This is a genomic window from uncultured Methanobrevibacter sp., assembly GCF_947166415.1.
In the GTDB taxonomy this organism is placed as follows: domain Archaea; phylum Methanobacteriota; class Methanobacteria; order Methanobacteriales; family Methanobacteriaceae; genus Methanocatella.
Genome location: NZ_CAMVEE010000002.1, coordinates 25,192 through 43,598 on the forward strand (window position 1 = coordinate 25,192; position 18,407 = coordinate 43,598).

General features: G+C 37.5%; 11 protein-coding genes. 1 reads left to right on the forward strand and 10 read right to left on the reverse strand.

What is annotated here, in order from left to right; genetic code table 11:
- Nucleotides 1-46: 46 nt before the first annotated feature.
- Nucleotides 47-4,300, reverse strand: a complete 4,254-nt coding sequence (locus Q0W25_RS00495) for an Ig-like domain-containing protein (protein ID WP_298517530.1) — start codon at nt 4,298-4,300, stop codon at nt 47-49.
- Between the two features lie 221 nt (nt 4,301-4,521).
- On the opposite strand from Q0W25_RS00495, the gene Q0W25_RS00500 reads away from it, so the two are divergent.
- Nucleotides 4,522-4,947, forward strand: a complete 426-nt coding sequence (locus Q0W25_RS00500; RefSeq protein ID WP_298517533.1) for a DUF123 domain-containing protein — start codon at nt 4,522-4,524, stop codon at nt 4,945-4,947.
- Here Q0W25_RS00500 and Q0W25_RS00505 read toward each other — a convergent pair.
- The 9 genes from Q0W25_RS00505 to Q0W25_RS00545 form a co-directional block, all read right to left on the reverse strand.
- A complete protein-coding gene (locus Q0W25_RS00505; protein ID WP_298517536.1) occupies nt 4,937-5,428 on the reverse strand; it encodes a hypothetical protein in 492 nt (163 codons plus the stop codon). The genes Q0W25_RS00500 and Q0W25_RS00505 overlap by 11 nt on opposite strands.
- 9 nt (nt 5,429-5,437) lie before the next feature.
- Nucleotides 5,438-7,033, reverse strand: coding sequence for a helicase HerA-like domain-containing protein (locus tag Q0W25_RS00510; RefSeq protein WP_298517539.1), 1,596 nt, complete (start codon nt 7,031-7,033; stop codon nt 5,438-5,440).
- Between the two features lie 4 nt (nt 7,034-7,037).
- Nucleotides 7,038-9,629 (reverse strand): DEAD/DEAH box helicase, encoded by a 2,592-nt coding sequence (locus Q0W25_RS00515; RefSeq protein WP_298517542.1) that lies wholly within the window; start codon nt 9,627-9,629, stop codon nt 7,038-7,040.
- Between the two features lie 56 nt (nt 9,630-9,685).
- Nucleotides 9,686-10,504 (reverse strand): DUF368 domain-containing protein, encoded by an 819-nt coding sequence (locus Q0W25_RS00520; protein ID WP_298517677.1) that lies wholly within the window; start codon nt 10,502-10,504, stop codon nt 9,686-9,688.
- 136 nt (nt 10,505-10,640) lie between these two features.
- A complete protein-coding gene (locus Q0W25_RS00525) occupies nt 10,641-11,414 on the reverse strand; it encodes an MIP/aquaporin family protein (RefSeq protein WP_298517545.1) in 774 nt (257 codons plus the stop codon).
- A gap of 10 nt (nt 11,415-11,424) precedes the next feature.
- Nucleotides 11,425-12,924, reverse strand: a complete 1,500-nt coding sequence (locus Q0W25_RS00530) for a DUF2193 domain-containing protein (protein ID WP_298517548.1) — start codon at nt 12,922-12,924, stop codon at nt 11,425-11,427.
- Nucleotides 12,925-13,152: 228 nt separating this feature from the next.
- Nucleotides 13,153-16,041, reverse strand: coding sequence for an excinuclease ABC subunit UvrA (gene uvrA, locus Q0W25_RS00535; protein ID WP_298517550.1), 2,889 nt, complete (start codon nt 16,039-16,041; stop codon nt 13,153-13,155).
- Nucleotides 16,042-16,145: 104 nt separating this feature from the next.
- Nucleotides 16,146-18,110: an excinuclease ABC subunit UvrB gene (gene uvrB, locus Q0W25_RS00540; RefSeq protein WP_298517553.1), complete on the reverse strand. Its 1,965-nt coding sequence runs from the start codon at nt 18,108-18,110 to the stop codon at nt 16,146-16,148.
- 5 nt (nt 18,111-18,115) lie between these two features.
- Entirely contained in the window at nt 18,116-18,406 is a 291-nt protein-coding gene (locus Q0W25_RS00545) for a hypothetical protein (RefSeq protein WP_297827424.1), read from the reverse strand.
- Nucleotide 18,407: the final 1 nt, after the last annotated feature.

An 18,407-nucleotide genomic window follows, 5' to 3' on the forward strand; every position in this document is an offset into this window, starting at 1 on the left:
ATATTTAAAAAAAAGAAAAAAAAGTAGAAGGAAATAATTAATCCTTCTATTGAATTACGATTTTAATGAATTTACTGTAAACCGGTTTGTATGTGGAATCGCCTGCAAATCTGATTTTTGCACTGTATTTTCCTTTTTTGTTTAAGCCTTTGATGTTAAGCTTGATTACACCTTTGTTGAGTGTTTTTGCGGTGTAAGTTTTACCGTTGATGGTAATTGTTACTTTTTTACCGGCTTTTAAGTATTTGTTTGTGGTTCTTAAGGTTGCAGTAACCAGTTTGGATTTTGCGGCTGCTTTAAATACAAATGTGGTCTTTTTAGGCATAATAGTGGTCTTTTTCTTAGCCACGTTGATTTTTGCAAGAGCAGTTGCTCCTTTGTAGTCATCGTCACCCATGAAGAATACATTCAAGTTGTAGGTTTTTGCAGCAGCTGCGGAAATTCTGATTCCTGCTTGGCCTGCTTCGTTTGTAGTTACAGTGTAGACTTTACCGTTGAAGCTAACTTTAACAGTTTTATTGGTTAAGTTGTTTCCGTCAGTGTCTTTTAAGGTAAAGTAGTACATTTTACCTTTTTCTTTTGCACCGGTATCTACAGCAACATAGTTAGCATTTTTAACCTCAATAACAACATCTTTTGCAACAGGTGCAATATTGTTTAAAGTTATGGTTTTGTTAGCTGGAGTGGAAATTGCATCTCCTTTAAAGAACATTGAAACGTTGCAGTTGTTTTTGGCTTGAACTTGGAAAATACCGTTAGCGTCGGTTGTAGTGTTTGTTTCAACAGCGTCAATCACATATGAAACAACAGCATTAGCAATAGGAGCTCCAAGAATATCTTTTAAAGATCCAGTAATTACACAATCACCTGAAATAGAAACAATATCGATTACGGTTCCATCAATAACAGTAATAGTTGCTTCAGAAGTGTTTGCATCATATTCATCTTCAATAGCTTTAAACTCGATGGATACTGGGTAAATTCCTCTGGTTAATGCTAAATCAATATTTGCAATACCATTTTCGTCAGTGGTTGCGTTGTATGTTTGACCGTCAATAATGAAAGTCACATTAGCACCTGAAATAGCTTCACCTATGTAGTTGGTGAATTGAGCAGAGAAACCGGTAGCCAATTTATCAAATGAAACGTCAGAAGCTATGATTTTAACTTCTTTGTTTTTGTTAACTTTTAATGTTCCATTGGTTTGGTTACCTAAGTATTTGTAATCGCCCACATAAGCAATAGTGAAGTTGTATTCGCCAGCTGCCAAATCAGGAACAGCTAAAACAGCAACACCGTCAACAAGGTCTGCGGATACATCAGTGCCGTTAATGGATAATGTGACAGTGCCGGTAGCATCAGCAATGGTTACGGTAATGTCAGAATCAATCCATTGGGTTTTTTCAGGTGCTTCGACAACGATTTCAGGACAGTCGTTTTTGCTTACGGTAAATGTAGTGCTGTTCTGTGCACCGTATGTTTCATCAAGAGAGGATACTCTTACGGTGTAGGTATTGGCCAATAAGTCTTCCACTTCAAGAGATCCTTTACCGTCAACAAGTTTTACTGTGTATTGCTTGTTATTGACAAGAACAGACACTTCAGAAATTGAAGTTACATTACATGTTATGTTGAATACAGCAGTTTGACCTACATAAATATCATCAGCAGTGATGTTGATTCCGGCAGTTTCGCTTTGATAGTTGTCGATTACTAAAGTGTCATCATCCTGGTGGTTAATTGCCGCATTACCGAAACCGTTATTACTGTTCAGAATGTTGTCAGTGATTACAGTTTCAGTGCCTGTGTATGTTTTCAAGTCAATGGCATAGTTTTTGGAAGTTGTAATGTTGTTTCCAGTGATTATATTTCCTTTAGCGTTTTTGTTTCCGAATTCAATATAACCAACTACATCATTGTTTGCGAAAGTTACGTTTTTAGCGTTGGCATTGCTGAATTTGATTGCGTTGTCGCCAAGGAATGTGTTGTTTTCCACAACGATGTTTGCTTGAGAAATAGTGGTTGGGCCGTTAATGACGTTATCATGGACATGAGATCCTGCGCCGCTTAAGGTCAGTCCTCCAGCAGTGTTGTCGTATGCTTCAGCACCTGCACCAACAGTCAAAGCTTTACCTACAGTGTTGTTGAAAAATACGGTATTTGCACCGGTACTTGCTGTACCTTCAATAGTGTTGTTGTATACGACTGAAGTTGGCAAGAAATTAGCGGAAGCTCCGCCGACTAGAACATTTCCTGTGTATGTGTTGTTGATGAAGGAACCTTGACCCCATTGCTGGTTGATACCTACACCTCCGTAGTCAATGTAGTTATCAGCGACATAGTTGTTTGCACCGGAAATTACTAATCCCCAGCAGATAGCTGCAGGAGATTTGTCATGAGCTAAAATTCTGTTGTTTGTAATGTTGTTGTAAACGTTAGCTAATACACCGGAAGGAACATTTACGTTATAAGTGGTTAGATAAATCATGTTTCCGACGTTTCCTTCAACAACGATAGTGTTGTTGTCGAAAGTGCAGTAATCAGCCCAAGCGATTACAAGTGAACTGGATCCACCATTGTTTCTGGTGTAGAAGTAACTGTTTTTAACGGTTACCCAAGTTGAGTTTGCCCTAATGGAAGTAGCACCTACTCCGGAACCTACCCTTTGGTCTTCAATTACATTGCTTACTCTGTCTAAAACGACATGGTGGGTGTTGAATACCCATAATTGAGTGTTGTGGAAATTGATTCCAGTAATATTGGACCAGGATCCTCCATAGCTGACTGTGAATCTGTTACCAGGGTTTTCACCCAGTAAACTGCCTGCAGTAGTGTTCAAATCGATGTATGCATCGCCGGTAGTGGAAATGATGTTGACCGGTTTGCTTACATCAAAGTAGACATTATTCTCTTGGTCAGGATTGATGATTGAACCTTGGAAGTCCAAGGTTGTTCCGTCTTCAATGAATCCGAAAATTTTACCTCCATCAATCTGATTGAAGTAGTACATGTAGTTATCATTGTTTACAACATTATCTTTAATTGTAACGAAACCAGTGGAATTATTTGGATTTAACCTATGTGAACCTGCATAAGTTACATTAATTTCATTGATTTCATCATCAGGATTGATAGCATATTCTGCCACGCCATCAACTAATTCCAATACTTCTTTTTTACCGTTAATTGTGACATTTACAGTGCCATTACCATGAGGAATACAAATAGCAATGACATTTTTTTGAGGGGTTTTATAAACAATAGAATATATGGTTGCATTTTCTTTATCTAAAACAGTGAAGGTAGCCTGATAATTTTGATAATCGAATGCATTGAATGTATCGTCACCACTGTAAGAATAAGTAAATTTATTTGTACCTATTGCATAATCAGTAGTTTCAAATGTTGCAATACCATTTACCAAAGGACATTGTGTAACTTCACCGTTGAAAGTAACATTTACGATACCTGTAGCTTCACCTAAGTTAATAGTAATTATTTCAGGTTGACCACTGTAAACTGTCTGTGTAGTAATTATAGGTCTAGCTTGGAAAGAATTACTGGTTACCTGATTCGCATTGAACCTTTCATCCCCATTATAAGTAATTACAATGGTATTTTTAAATACTTTATAATTTTTATACTCCTTAATAATGGATCCGTTTACCAAATCAACATCAACAACATCTGCACCGCTATTAAGATTAAAAGTAACTGTACCTGTTGCATCATATAAATTTAGTTCAATGAAAGCTATTTGACCGAAGTTTGCATCATGAATAGCATAATCGAATGAAGTTCTGAAATTTTTAGTACCAGTAAATGGATTATAATTATCATCCCCGAAATACTGAACAGTCAGTTTATTAGAACCCACAACATAATTTGTAATCTGTTGTGTAATCTTACCATCTATCAATGTGCCTGAATAAACTTGATTGTTACATGTCATATTTACAACACCAGTTGCACCCGGAATTGAAACTGTAACATTTTCAACTTGACCATATTTGATATCAGTTACATCAATTGTATATGTTGGATTAACTGGTTCTTTTAAAACTTCATCTTGAGAAGCTCCAAGTTTTGAATCTTCTACATCTTTTACATTATCACTGATAGCAACATCACTATCGACACCACCAGCAGCCTCTATTTCATCTACCTCTTGAATTGCTAAATCCAAGTCATTTACATCCGTTAGTGCTGAAGTCGTATTGTCTTCTGCTGCACTAACGGCACCGAATGTGAGAATAGCCAGTAAAAAAATACTAACTAATAAAAATCTATTTAATTTCAAAATTAAATCTCCATCTTAATTAAATTATATTCAAAAAAGATTGAATACAAATAATATATTTATGATAAAGTTATATTTAAAATTATTCAAAGTAATTTGATAAAATTTTTATTAAACAAACTAATTAATGAAAATTAGATAATGAATGGTCAGAATCTTTATTAATTTAATTAAAGAAAAAAAATAAAATTTTATTAATTTTTGACATAAATATTCAATTAATGAAAGGCTGCTACTGCTTAATAATTCATGTGAAAAGAAAATCGAAAATAATGGTTGGTTCAAAGTTAGGGGATGTAGAATTCAAAAAGGGAATATATGTCTATATAGGATCAGCAATGAATTCACTAGAATCGCGACTAAACAGACATTTGAGTGACAGTAAAAAACTGCATTGGCATGTGGACTACCTTTTGAAGGACGATAACTCTAAAATATTAGATATTATATATAATATTGATAAAAAAGTGGAATGTGATATATCTCAATACATTGAAACAAAGGCAATTGGTGTCGAAAATTTCGGATGCTCCGACTGCAATTGCAAAAGCCACCTGTATTATTTCAAAAATAGAAGTGAAGCTATTGAACAGGTGAAGAATGCCTATGATTCAATAGCCACAGAATTCATGTTCTTTAAAATATGAAACCTTTCTTTTTCTTGTGCCTGTAAGAAATCTCAAATGAATTTAGGGCCAAATTTTTTAAAGTTTCGTGGTCATCTTCGGTTATGCCAACAACCCCTTCCCATTCACCTTCTAGATTGGAGATTTCATCCAAAATCTCAATGCCCTTGGAAGTCAACTTGCAGTCATATTCCAGGCCATTATCAGGAGCCAAGTCAATCTCAATCAAGCCAATCTTTTCGAGCTTCTGATATTTCTTCAAATATAATCCTAAATGAAGATTAAATAAGTCATCATGATTGGCCTTTTGAAACTGTTTTATCCTGATTCTTTTGTGGTGGGGCTTTTCATGCTTCTTGACCTGTTTCAAGAGCTTAACCTGACTTTCATGTAGGAAAATCGACAGATTTTCCCTTACATAAGTCATCTTAGACTCTTCGATTATACCTATTAGTGAGGAATCTGACATTTTGGCTATTGCTTCTTTATGGGGATGAACCATCAAACCGCCTCATTTCATATTTCCAAATAGTCCTCTCATGATTCCTTTTGTAACCTCACGGGTTACGGTTGTGGCGGCCTGGGTCGCTGCCTTTTCGACAACCTTTTCTGTAGTTGTCTTTCTGGTTTTTCTGCGTTTGGTCTGTTGCTGGCCTGCAAGGACAGTTCCCAAAATGCCTCCAATAACATCTACAGCTCCAGGCTGTTGAGGCTGTTGAGGAGCTTCCTCTTGAGGTTCCGGTGTTTGCTGTTGGGTTTGGGCCTTAACTTCCTCAAGGACTTCCGGTGCCACTTCACTTTCAATGTTCGGATTCTCATCTATCTTAGTCAATAACCTCTCATATGCTGATTCAGCATCGAACGCTTCGCCATACTTTGATTTCAAGGTTGAAATATTGATTAACTGATTTCTCAAATCGTCCTCAATAGCTCCAATGTGGCTTTGCGGAGGAACGATGTCAACCTGTTCGACAACTGTAGGAACGCCCTTTTCATCGAGAACTGACACCAATGCCTGACCTGTTCCCAAATTGGAAATGACCTCCGCAGTATCGAAGTCAGGATTAGCCCTGAATGTTTCCGCCGCTACTTTTACAGCCTTCTGATCCTTAGGAGTGTATGCACGAAGGGCATGCTGAATCCTGTTACCCAATTGAGCAAGGATATCGTCAGGAATATCAGCAGGGGATTGTGATATGAAATATACTCCAACACCTTTTGACCTGATCAGACGTACAATCTGTTCGATTTTCTTGCCGAATTCAGGGGACATATCATCAAATAATAAATGTGCTTCATCAAAGAAAAATACAAGTTTAGGCTTGTCCATGTCTCCAACTTCAGGCATCTTTTCGAAGAGTTCTGAAAGCATCCAAAGCAGGAATGTTGAGTAGATTTCAGGGGACAATGAAAGCTTTTGAGCATCTAGAATATTGATTATTCCACATCCGTTGTCATCCACCTGCATGAAATCACTGAGCTCAAGTGCAGGTTCACCAAAGAAATCGTTTCCCCCTTGATCTTCAAGAGTTATAAGACTTCTTAAAATTGTATTTGCAGATTTTTCAGCAATTGCGCCGTATTGGCTTTCAAATTGGTCCTTGTTTTCCACAACATAATTTATCATTGATTTCAAATCCTTCAAATCAATGATTGGGAGGGAATGTTCATCAGCTACTCTGAAAACAATGTTCAAAACACCGGCTTGAGCTTCAGACAGGTTCAGGATTTTGGAAAGCAATACAGGACCCATTTCGGATAGTGTTACCCTTACAGGAAGACCTTTTTCTCCAAACAAATCCCAAAATTCGACAGGATATTCTTTGAACTTGAATCCTTTTGCGTCAAGGCCGTACTTTTCCCTGTTATTGGTTATGAAATCATTTCCAGAACCTACCTTTGCAAGTCCAGACACATCTCCCTTCATATCCGCCAAGAATACTGGAACGCCCAAATCAGAAAAAGATTCTGCTAATACCTTTAAGGTAACAGTCTTACCGGTACCAGTTGCTCCGGCGATTAAACCGTGACGGTTAGCTAACTTAGGCAATAAAAACACATCAGTATTTTCATTGCAACCAATTAATATTTTTTCTTCAGCAAACATTTATTCACCCGTTTTCTATTTTTTTGATTAAGTAATTAGTCTTTTTAACAAAATTCTGTCTGTTGTACGCTTTTGCTATTCTTCTAATAGCATCTAAGTTTTTAACAAAATTATCAAGCCAGGAGAAAATGTCTCCAGGATAGACTTGAATTTGATATTTTCTAAATAGCTTATTTGATATATCTTGTGGGTCCTTACCCTTTAATCTTTCGTGAACAATGACCTCGGATATGCCCCTCTGCATGCATGAACAGAATGGCCTGTCCTGGCATCTGCACTGCATGAAATCACTTTGAAGAGCTATCAATGCATCTTGGAATTTTTTGTCAACCTTTTCAATGGCCTCTCCAGAAGATATTATATCCAAAGTGGATTCAGCGAATAATCTAGTTGAAAATTTGATTTTCAGAGCATTTGAAATCTGATTGTGAATGACGCTTGATAGATAAGCATTTTCAAACATCTCCAAATCCAAAGCCATTGCCAAAATCAATACCTTCAGCTTGTCATATTTGTCCTTTTTCTTATACATCGGGGACAAACCCACATATCTCTTTAAATAATTATAGTCATTCAATGTATTTTTAATGAATTCTGCCTCTTCGATTGATAAAAATGAAACAGAAGTGGCCCTTCCATATTTTGTTACTTCCAGTTTATTGTTTGCAGTGATGTTTATTAATCCCAAATCTTCCATTTCATCAATGGCTATTTTTATGCTAATTGGAACATCAATATCATTATAGAAACGATTCAGTTCATCCTTGGATTTGATTGAAGTTGATGAAATATCTGCCAGTATCTGCTCATAGGCTGACTCTTCATCATATTCAATGTAGACGTCTTCGCTGTTGCTTTCCAATAGCTCCAATGCCATTGCCTCTTCCGATTCTCCTGCAAAATCATTTCCAACTTCAGGAAGCAAGTAGACTATACCTCGGTCATGATAGGATGGTCTTCCTGCACGTCCAAGCATCTGCGAAAACTCATTGGGATTAATCCATTTGTTTCCCATGACCAATGAATCGAATATTACCTGTGAAGCCGGAAAGTCAACCCCTGCCGCAAGAGCCGCAGTTGTGACAACACATGATATCTTTCCCTTGTCAAAGTCCTTTTCTATCTTTTCTTTTTTATAATAGGAAAGTCCTGCATGGTAAGCTTGGGCGTTGACCCTTTTATTGGTTAGGTAATTTGCAATCTGATGGGTCTTGCGCCTGGAATTTGTAAAAATGATAGTCTGTCCCCTAAAGCCCTTTTTGGATTTGGTGTTGTATTCCCTTTGAACCAATTTAAGCATCAGGTAACGTTTTTGGGATTCGTTTCTTGTATAGACCAAATGCCTTTCAAGAGGAACAGGCCGTTCGTCGTATTTAACCAGCTTCATGTTGAATTCAGAAGCTAAAAATTCAGGATTTTTAACGGTTGCAGACAATCCGATAATCTGTGTTTTAGGATAGAGATTCTTTAGCCTTTTAATCAAACCGTTCAAGCGTGTTCCACGGTCTTCATCATCAATCATGTGGATTTCATCTATCAGGACAACCCCTAAATTGGACAGTGATGATGAATTGCCGTTTCTTAAAAGATAATCGATTCCTTCATAAGTTGCAACCACAATGTCTGATGCGGAAATATCGGAATCAGGAAAATTAAGCTCTCCTTTTGCCTTTACACGATTCCTTCCAACCTTAATGGCCACCTTCAATCCGAGTTTGGAATATTTCTTTTTAAAATCCCTGTATTTTTGGTTTGCAAGAGCGACAAGAGGAGTCAGAAAAATGAATTTCTTGCCTTTTAACGCTTCAGTTATACCGGCAAGTTCCCCAACCAATGTCTTTCCGGAACCGGTTGCACTTACTACAAGCAGGTCTTCCCCCTTAAGGAGCCCTTCCTTGATTGCAAGGTATTGAACTGGCAACAATTTTGTGTTTCCTGAATCCAAAAGCACCTGCTTGAACTCATATGGAATCTTGAGCCTTTTCATGTCAATTGGTGGAATTATGTGTCTAGGTTTTCTTGTCTTATCAAACAATGTCAATTTCCTGTTCTTTAAAGGATCAAAATGAGGGTCCAAAACTGATAAAGTCTTTTCCAGATCTTCAGTCTTTTCCAAAGTCTTTTTAAGGTTCCTGAAAATCTTTTTATCGAATCCCTGAAGCTTGATTTCCTGTTTTATGGTGTCCAGCGCACAATCCTTGCAGATTAATTGATTATGGTATTTATAGGAATATGAAGAGTTTACGATGGTGATGTTTCCTTCATATGCACAGTAATCGCAGACCTGAGTGCGCCTTACCTTAATGTTAAGGGATTTCAGGAAGTTTTCTACCTTCTGGTCTTTAGTGGCTAAAAAAACAGCCTGTGAACGCAAGAGTTTAATGACCTCTCCGGGAGGCACCAGCTTTTCATTCAAAGTGGAGTTGTCCTTGAAATTATAATCTGCAACAAATCTTGAAATGGATAATGAGTCACCATCCTCCGTGAATTTGATGTTTCCTACAAATTCCGGTTCCCTTTTATGATTCAGAGCACCTTTTGGAGAACCTATTGGATATAATCTCCACTGTTTTTTTATCTTTTTTAAAACCAGCATTAATAATATTATATCTTTGATTGTTAATAAATTTTAAAAAAAATAGATAAATTTGATTATTCGATATAATCAAATCTGGTTTCCAAAACAATAATCAATGCAAAAGCGATTATTGCAACAATAACGCAAGGCAGTAACGCTGCAACATTTAAGCTAACTGAATTAATAATCTCAACACCCGGAACTTTTAAAGACCCGAGCATTACACCAATGAGAAATGCCATTGTCACTTCTTCATGGTTTTTAAGCAGATAATTGAGTATTTTGGAAAATCCAAGTATTCCTATGAGTGCACCAACAACAAACACTATTATTTCTGTGAAATGAAACTGGTGAAGTGCATTCAACATGTATTTGTACTGTCCTAATAACAGCAATAAGAATGAGCCTGAAATTCCCGGCAAGATCATTGCACAGATGGCTATCATACCAGAAATAAATATTACCAATAATGAGTGATTTGCGGCTATTGGGTTTAAGCTTACAAATATGAAAGTAAGAACAGCACCTATCAAAGCAAATACTATGTTTTTCAAGTTGATTTCATTGAGTTTTTTGAATAATATCACTGCAGAAGCTATAATCAATCCCAAAAAGAATGAATATGTCAAAGCTGTGTGAACATCCATACAGTAAGTAACGACTTTTGCCAAAGTCAGGAATGCGACACCGATACCTAGTATAAGAGGTATGAAAAATTTAAAATCGATTTCATCGAATAATTGTGTTACAAAGCCGTTGAAATCCCCTTTCAAAAGAGGTTTTACAAATCCAAAGCGGATTTTACTGATTGCTTCAACCAAATGAGCATAAATTCCTGTAATCAATGCAATTGTTCCACCAGAAACACCTGGAACAATATCAGCAGAACCCATAAGGACTCCACGAATAAATATTAAAAAAGCTTCCTTGATATCAAAACTCAAAATCATCACCTATAAAGATAATTAGTTTAACCTACATTAAATAAGTTTTTAAAAAAAAGAAAAAAAGTAGAATAATTCAAAGGAATTATTCTTTGTTGAATGGTTGTGGGAGTTCACAAACTCCACTGTCTTTTGCAAGATATGCGTAAGCGAATGCCGCACAGATTGCACCGAGAATCGGTCCGACCAGATAAATTGGGAAGAATCCCCAGAGGTTTTGACCTCCTAGAATCATATCCATCAAGTATGGTCCGAATGTACGTGCAGGGTTGATTGAAGCACCTGTGAATGCACCCAATACCACAATTACTGCTGTTACGGTCATACCAATTGATATTCCTGCAAAGCCCGGTTCCGCTTTCTTGTCAACAGCAACACCCATAATGACCATCATAAGGAAGAATGTGCCTAAAAATTCAGCAAACATTGCCTGCATGTATCCGACACCCAAACCGGGAGCGGTAGCACCTAGTCCGCCGACAGTTACTGCCGGAGCGCCAAGGCACAGGAACAGACAAAGGCTTGCCAAACATGCGCCGACCACTTGTGCAACTATATAATAAAGACTGTCAACCAAATCAATGTTTTTGGTTACAAGTAGCCCTATGGTTACAGCTGGATTCAAGTGTGCGCCAGATATCCTACCAAATGCATAAATACATATCATTACAGTTAGACCAAATGCCAAAGCAATGGCAATCCAGTCGCCCAAACCTCCCAAAATACCGATTCCGACATTTGCCGAATCAATGCTTTGGGATACCAAAAGTGTTACAACTGCAGACCCTGTACCGAAAAATACAAGGAAAAATGTTCCCAGAAGTTCTGCAAAGAATTTTTTTCTAATGTTACAGGTCATATTAACTCACCTATACAGCTTCTCTCCATTGACAGTATTCATGTTTATTGTCCACAAGTGAAGCAGCAGCACAGTTTTTACAACCTCTTACAGGAGATCCTGGTGCTTCCTTATTAAGTGCAATAATATTTGTCATCATTGTTGCTGTAATTGGTTCTGAAGTTAATAGACATGGGTAGTCTGCTAATCTCATAAGTGATGAGAATCTTACTGTAATTGCGCATGCAGGATAAGTGTATCTTTGTGGATTCATTACTGTTTCGTTTTCTAAAATTGGACTTAAGTCAACTGCAAATCCACTGATTTTTGGCACTAATTCTCCACCAGTGCCTGCTCTGAATTTACGAGCTCCGCTGATTGCATTAAATCCTCTGTAAATCATATCCATGAAGTCACAGTTGTGTAATTCAGCAGCTGCACCTCTAGTAGGATATTGTTGCACAAAGTTGTGGAATCTTTTAGAGAATAAATCTACAACCATCGGTGCATTGAATCCGTCAAGTTCTAAAATAAATTCAGTAGCACATGCAGATGAACCAGTAGCTAATTTGAGCACATCAAATTCAGATTTATAATTGTCTAAATTGGATTTTAAAGTTGAACCAATTACTTCAGCGGTCGCTTGTACAATAGCTAAAGTCACATCATCCTTACACATGTTGTAGGTGGATTGACCAATGTGGTGTCCGATATCACCAACACAGTATGCAGGAACTGTTACAATGTTACCGTAATGCACTCCATCATCCATTGCAGCTTTTACAACAGATGTCATTGCCTTTTTATATTTGTTCATATAGTCTCTTACATCAAATGAGGAATGATTAGCATCATCCATCAATGTACCTTGTCCTTCAATAGGAGTCTTGTAAATCATTTGCAAAGCTGCGATTTCCTTTTCAGTTGCTTCAGCAGCAGTTGCACCAGCTTCAATAGCGTTAGCAAATGCATCTCCAACACCATATGAAGTGTTCATACCCCATGATTTTGCAGATAAAATAGCTTGTTTGTGAGCTACTGGAATGTCAGTTTTTTGTAAGATTTGATTTACCACATTACTGGTACTTCCAGGCATTAATGCAAAGTCAACAACACAGGTAGGACCATAAAATCCACCATATCGCCTAATGGATTCTTTAGCGATTAATGCTTCATTATCTGCAATTGCTTCAATGAATTTATCTAAACTGTCTGCAAATTCACCATCTTCTTCACATAAGATTTCTAAAACAGGAGGAGTTTGGAAGTGTTCAATGAATGGGTCATCTTCACATTTTAAAGTGTCTGTAATGGAAGATAGAATTTCATAGTGGTTTTTTACAGATTCTTTGTGTAGATTAATTACTGATTCTGCTTGGCCATCTGCAGCTTTCATGCCGGCTACTGCATCAGCATAAGGCTTAGCGTCAGTAATTTTAAAGTCATTATACCTATTTTCTGATATAACTGCAACGTCAGCTTTTTGAGCCGCCATTGCCTCGTTAATCATTTTTTCATATAACTCTCTCATTTTAATCACCTAGGCAACAAAGGGCAAATTAATAAATATCCGCCCTCAGCTAATAATAAATTCTTCACCATATTATTTATATTTACTTAAAAAATTCCTTTAATTGGAAAAAATAAATGATAATGTTTAATTATATAAAAAATTAGTGAATGAAATAGTAAAATAAAAAATCAATAATAAAAGACTGGAATCATAAAAAAAATAAAAATTAAATAGTGTAGAAGAAATTTACTTTCCAATATCTTCTACCAACTCTTTTGCATAAGGAGTTATATTCTCATTGAGCATGCGCTCCAAGAACTGGCCTGTATAAGTTCCTGCTTCAGCAATCTCTTCAGGTGTTCCTGTAGCTATCACTTCACCTCCTCCATCACCGCCTTCAGGACCAAGGTCAATGATATGGTCTGCGGTTTTGATAACATCCAGGTTATGCTCAATAACAACAACGGAATTTCCTGCATCAGTCAATCTGGCTAAAACTTCTAAAAGCCTTTTGATGTCTGCAAAATGAAGACCAGTTGTTGGTTCATCCAAAATGTATAATGTTTTGCCTGTGCTTGTTCTTGAAAGTTCTTTTGCAAGCTTGATTCTTTGAGCTTCCCCACCGGAAAGTGTTGTTGCAGGTTGACCTATTTTCATATAGCCCAATCCGACATCATACAAAGTCTGAAGTTTTTTAGTGATTTTAGGAATGTTTTCAAAGAATTCCAAAGCTTCCTCAACGGTCATTTCGAGGACTTCATAGATATTTTTACCTTTATATCTTATATCCAAAGTCTCTTCATTGTATCTTTTACCGCCACAGACTTCACATGGAACATAAACATCCGCTAAAAAGTGCATCTCGATTTGGACAATTCCATCACCTGTACATGCTTCACATCTTCCTCCTTTTACATTGAAAGAGAATCTTCCAGGTTTATATCCTCTTGCTTTAGATTCAGGAGTGTTTGCAAAAAGATCACGGATATCAGTAAATACTCCTGTGTAAGTTGCAGGATTAGATCTAGGAGTTCTTCCAATAGGCTTTTGGTCGATTGCAATTACCTTGTCAATGTTTTGCAATCCTTCAATTTCCTTGTATTTGCCCGCAAATGTGAATTTATGAGCCAATTTTCCTTTAGCGCCCTTGTATAATATTTCATTAATCAGACTGCTTTTACCTGAACCGCTTACACCGGTAACGCAAGTGAACTTGCCTAACGGAATTTCAACATCGATATCCTTCAGGTTATTCTGTTCAGCACCGATAATTTTAATAAATTTGCCGTTGCCTTCACGCCTTTTTTCAGGAATGTCAATCTTTTTGACTCTTGAAATATACTGGCCTGTTATTGAATCAGGATTATTCATTATGTCAAGAGGAGTTCCCTGAGCAACGATTTTACCACCATGCTCACCGGCTCCAGGACCAATATCAACTACATGGTCCGCTGACAGGATGGTTTCCTCATCGTGTTCAACGACAACTAAAGTATTTCCCAAATCCTTAAGCCTTTTTAATGCTTCAATCAGCTTTATATTGTCTCTTTGATGGAGTCCTATACTAGGTTCGTCAAGAATGTACAATACTCCAACCAAACCGGAACCTATTTGTGTTGCCAAACGGATTCTCTGCGCTTCTCCACCGGATAATGTACCTGAAGACCTTGACATTGACAAATAATCAAGTCCAACTTCAACTAAAAAGCTTAAACGCTCCTTAATTTCCTTTAAAACTTCTTTTGCAATGAAATTTTCCCTTTCCGTAAGTTCCAAATCCTGGAAGAACTGATAAGAATCCTTAATAGGTAAGTCACAAACGTCAATAATTGATTTTCCACCGACGGTAACTGCCAAAACTTCAGGCCTTAGACGCTTTCCACCACAAACATGGCATTTTCTGTCGCTCATGAACTTTGAAAGGTATTTTCTGGAATAGTTAGACTTAGTTTCAATGTATAATCTTTCCATTCTTGGAATGACACCTTCAAATTTACGGTTGACCATATAAGACTTGTTTCTTCTTTTGAATGTGAAAGCTATCTTATCTTTGCAGCCGTACAGTATGGTGTTTTGATATTCACCATCCAATTCCTCAAACGGCACATCCATGCTGAAATTGAAGTGCTTGGATACTGCTTCAAGCATTTGATAATAATAATTCTCTCTTTTAGATGATTTGGACCATGGCGCAATAGCTCCTTCATTTAAAGTCAAAGTTTTATCCGGAACAATCAAATCAGGATCAATTTCCATTTTTGAACCTATACCATTACATTCAGGACATGCACCTTGAGGAGCGTTGAATGAAAACATCCTTGGGGTCAATTCCTCGAAATTGATGCCACAGTCAACACATGCAAAGTGTTCGGAATATTTCTTTTCATATTCCTCTTCGCCGTTGTCAAATAATACTGTAATCAAACCGTCTGCAAATTCAGCGGCTGTTTCCAGGGAGTCAACAAGCCTTCTTTTGAAGTCGACATCCTTTCTGATTTTCAATCTGTCAACAACAACATCAATACTGTGCCTGTAAGTCTTTGGAAGGTCTATGTCCTCTTCCAAATCCCTTATTTCATCATCAACCCTGACTCTCACAAACCCTTTGTTTCTCAAATCCTCCAAAACATCCTTGTGCTGGCCTTTCTTATCCCTTACAACTGGAGACAATATTTGGATTTTAACTCCTTCGCCCTCTTCAATGATGCTTTCTCCAATCTGACCAATGGTTTGTTGAGAGATTTCCTTTCCACAATTCGGACAGTGAGGAATTCCTATTCTTGCATACAATAATCTTAAGTAATCATAAATTTCAGTAATTGTACCTACAGTGGACCTTGGGTTTTCCCTTGTGGTTTTCTGGTCAATTGAAATTGCTGGAGACAATCCTTCAATTGATTCCATTTCCGGTTTTTTCATTTGCCCTAAAAATTGCCTTGCATAAGCCGACAATGACTCCACATATCTTCGCTGTCCTTCAGCGTAGATTGTATCAAAAGCCAGTGATGACTTACCAGACCCACTAAGCCCTGTAATTACAATGAATTCATCGCGGGGAACACTTACATCAATATCCTGCAGATTGTGCTCACGTGCACCCTTGATGACAATTTGTTTTTTAGATTCATCAGCCATAATTATCGCCTAAAAAAATTAGTTATATTAATATAGAACAAACTCCTTTATAAAATATTTCAGAGAGCACATGAAAACTAAAAATGTCATGTGAAATCCGGAAATTATTTGTCCATTCCTTTTAATGCATAAAGCTTGTTTCTCAAATCTGCTGCCCTTTCAAAGTCAAGTCTTGAAGCCGCATCCTTCATGTCCTTTTCCAAATCACGAATCAGCAGGCGAAGTTCATCCTTAGGCATTTTTTCAATGTCTGCACCGCGGACCTTGTATTTTTTATCTTCTTCAGCAAGCTTTTCTTTTAAAGTCCTTTGGGTTGATTTTGGAGTTATTCCATGGACTTCATTGTATTTCATTTGCAGTTTGCGCCTTTTAAGTGTAGTGTCATAAGCCTTTTGAACGGAATCTGTCATCTCATCCACATACATGATTACGCGTCCGTTGACGTTTCTTGCAGCCCTTCCAATTGTCTGAATCAGTGAGGTTTCATTCCTTAGGAATCCCTCTTTATCAGCATCCAAAATAGCTACAAGAGACACTTCAGGCAAATCCAACCCTTCCCTCAACAGGTTAACTCCAACCAAAACATCGAATTTTCCACGTCTTAAATCATCTACAATATCTATCCTTTCCAATGTATCGATTTCAGAGTGCATATACCTTACTTTAACTCCGATTCTTGCATAATAATCAGTTAAATCCTCTGCCATCCTCTTAGTCAATGTAGTGACCAATACCCTTTCATCCTTTTCGGCGGTCAATTTGACTTCCTTAAGCAGGTCTTCAACCTGACCTGTCACAGGCCTTATCAGCACTTCCGGATCCACCAGTCCTGTCGGCCTGATAATCTGTTCGACGACATTCCTTGATTTTGCAAGCTCATATGGGCCAGGTGTTGCAGATACGTAAATGACCTGATTTACAGATGATTCGAATTCGTCGAACCTTAATGGTCTGTTTTCTTTTGCTGAAGGCAACCTGAATCCATGCTCGACCAAGGTCTCCTTACGTGCACGGTCCCCATTATACATTCCTCTGATTTGAGGAACTGTTACATGGGACTCGTCGATTATTGTTAAAAAGTCATCCGGAAAGTACTTTAACAATGAGTATGGCTTTTCACCCCAGGTACGGCCGGACAGGTGCATTGAATAGTTTTCTACGCCAGGACAGTATCCCATTTCCTGAAGCATTTCTATATCGAATCTGGTCCTTTGCTCCAGCCTTTGGGCTTCCAATAGCTTACCCATCGCATTCAGTTCATTCAATCTTTCTTCAAGCTCTTCGGATATCTTTGAAATTGCAGTATCCATCTTGTCCTGACCTACTACAAAGTGCTTTGCAGGGAAAATCATATACCTTTGAAGGGATTCCTTTTTCCTGCCTGTCACATTATCAATCAGGCTGATTGCATCAATCTCATCACCAAAGAGTTCAATCCTGATAGGTGGTGTTCCATGAACCGGATTGATTTCAATGACATCTCCCCTGACCCTGAATTGTCCTCTGTCAAATTCAATGTCATTGCGTTCATATTGCATAAAAATAAGTCGGGATACGATTTCAGACCTGTCATAAATATCCCCAACAGATATTCCAAAAGCAAATTCACCATAATCCTCAGGCGAACCGATACCGTAAATGCAGCTTACGCTGCTTACTACAATTACATCATCCCTTGACAGGAGAGACTGTGTAGCGGAGTGCCTCATTATATCTATGTCATCGTTTATTGAAGCCTCCTTATCAATGAATGTGTCTGTTCTTGGCACATAAGCTTCCGGCTGATAGTAGTCATAATAGCTGACAAAATATTCTACCGCATTGTCCGGGAAGAATTCCTTAAACTCTTCATATAGCTGTGCTGCTAATGTCTTGTTATGTGAAATAACCAGAGTGGGCTTTTGAACATTTTCAATGACATTTGCCATTGTAAACGTTTTTCCAGAACCTGTCACTCCTAAAAGAGTCTGATTCTTTAAGCCGTCATTGATTCCATCAGATAGAGATTTGATTGCTTTTGGCTGATCGCCTAGTGGTTTATATGGAGATTTTAATTTGAATTCCTTCATACTATCTACTTGTCAATAGAAACATTAAAGCTGATGTGAATGTAGCTTGGCGCACAGCAAGGCACTACCCTGTCATCCCTTAGGGTCAACTTTCCATAACTCTTCAATTCCTTTTCCAGATCCTTTATTATATTTGGAACAACAGCAGTATTATACACCTTAAGTGAACCTAAAAATACAGTTTTTGCAGCCATATTCATGACAGAAACACTGTCTAAAATTTCATTTTCCCCATGCTTTGCTAAAATAGCATTGGATTTATCAACAAGTTCCTTTTTGATTGTTTCCTTATCCATT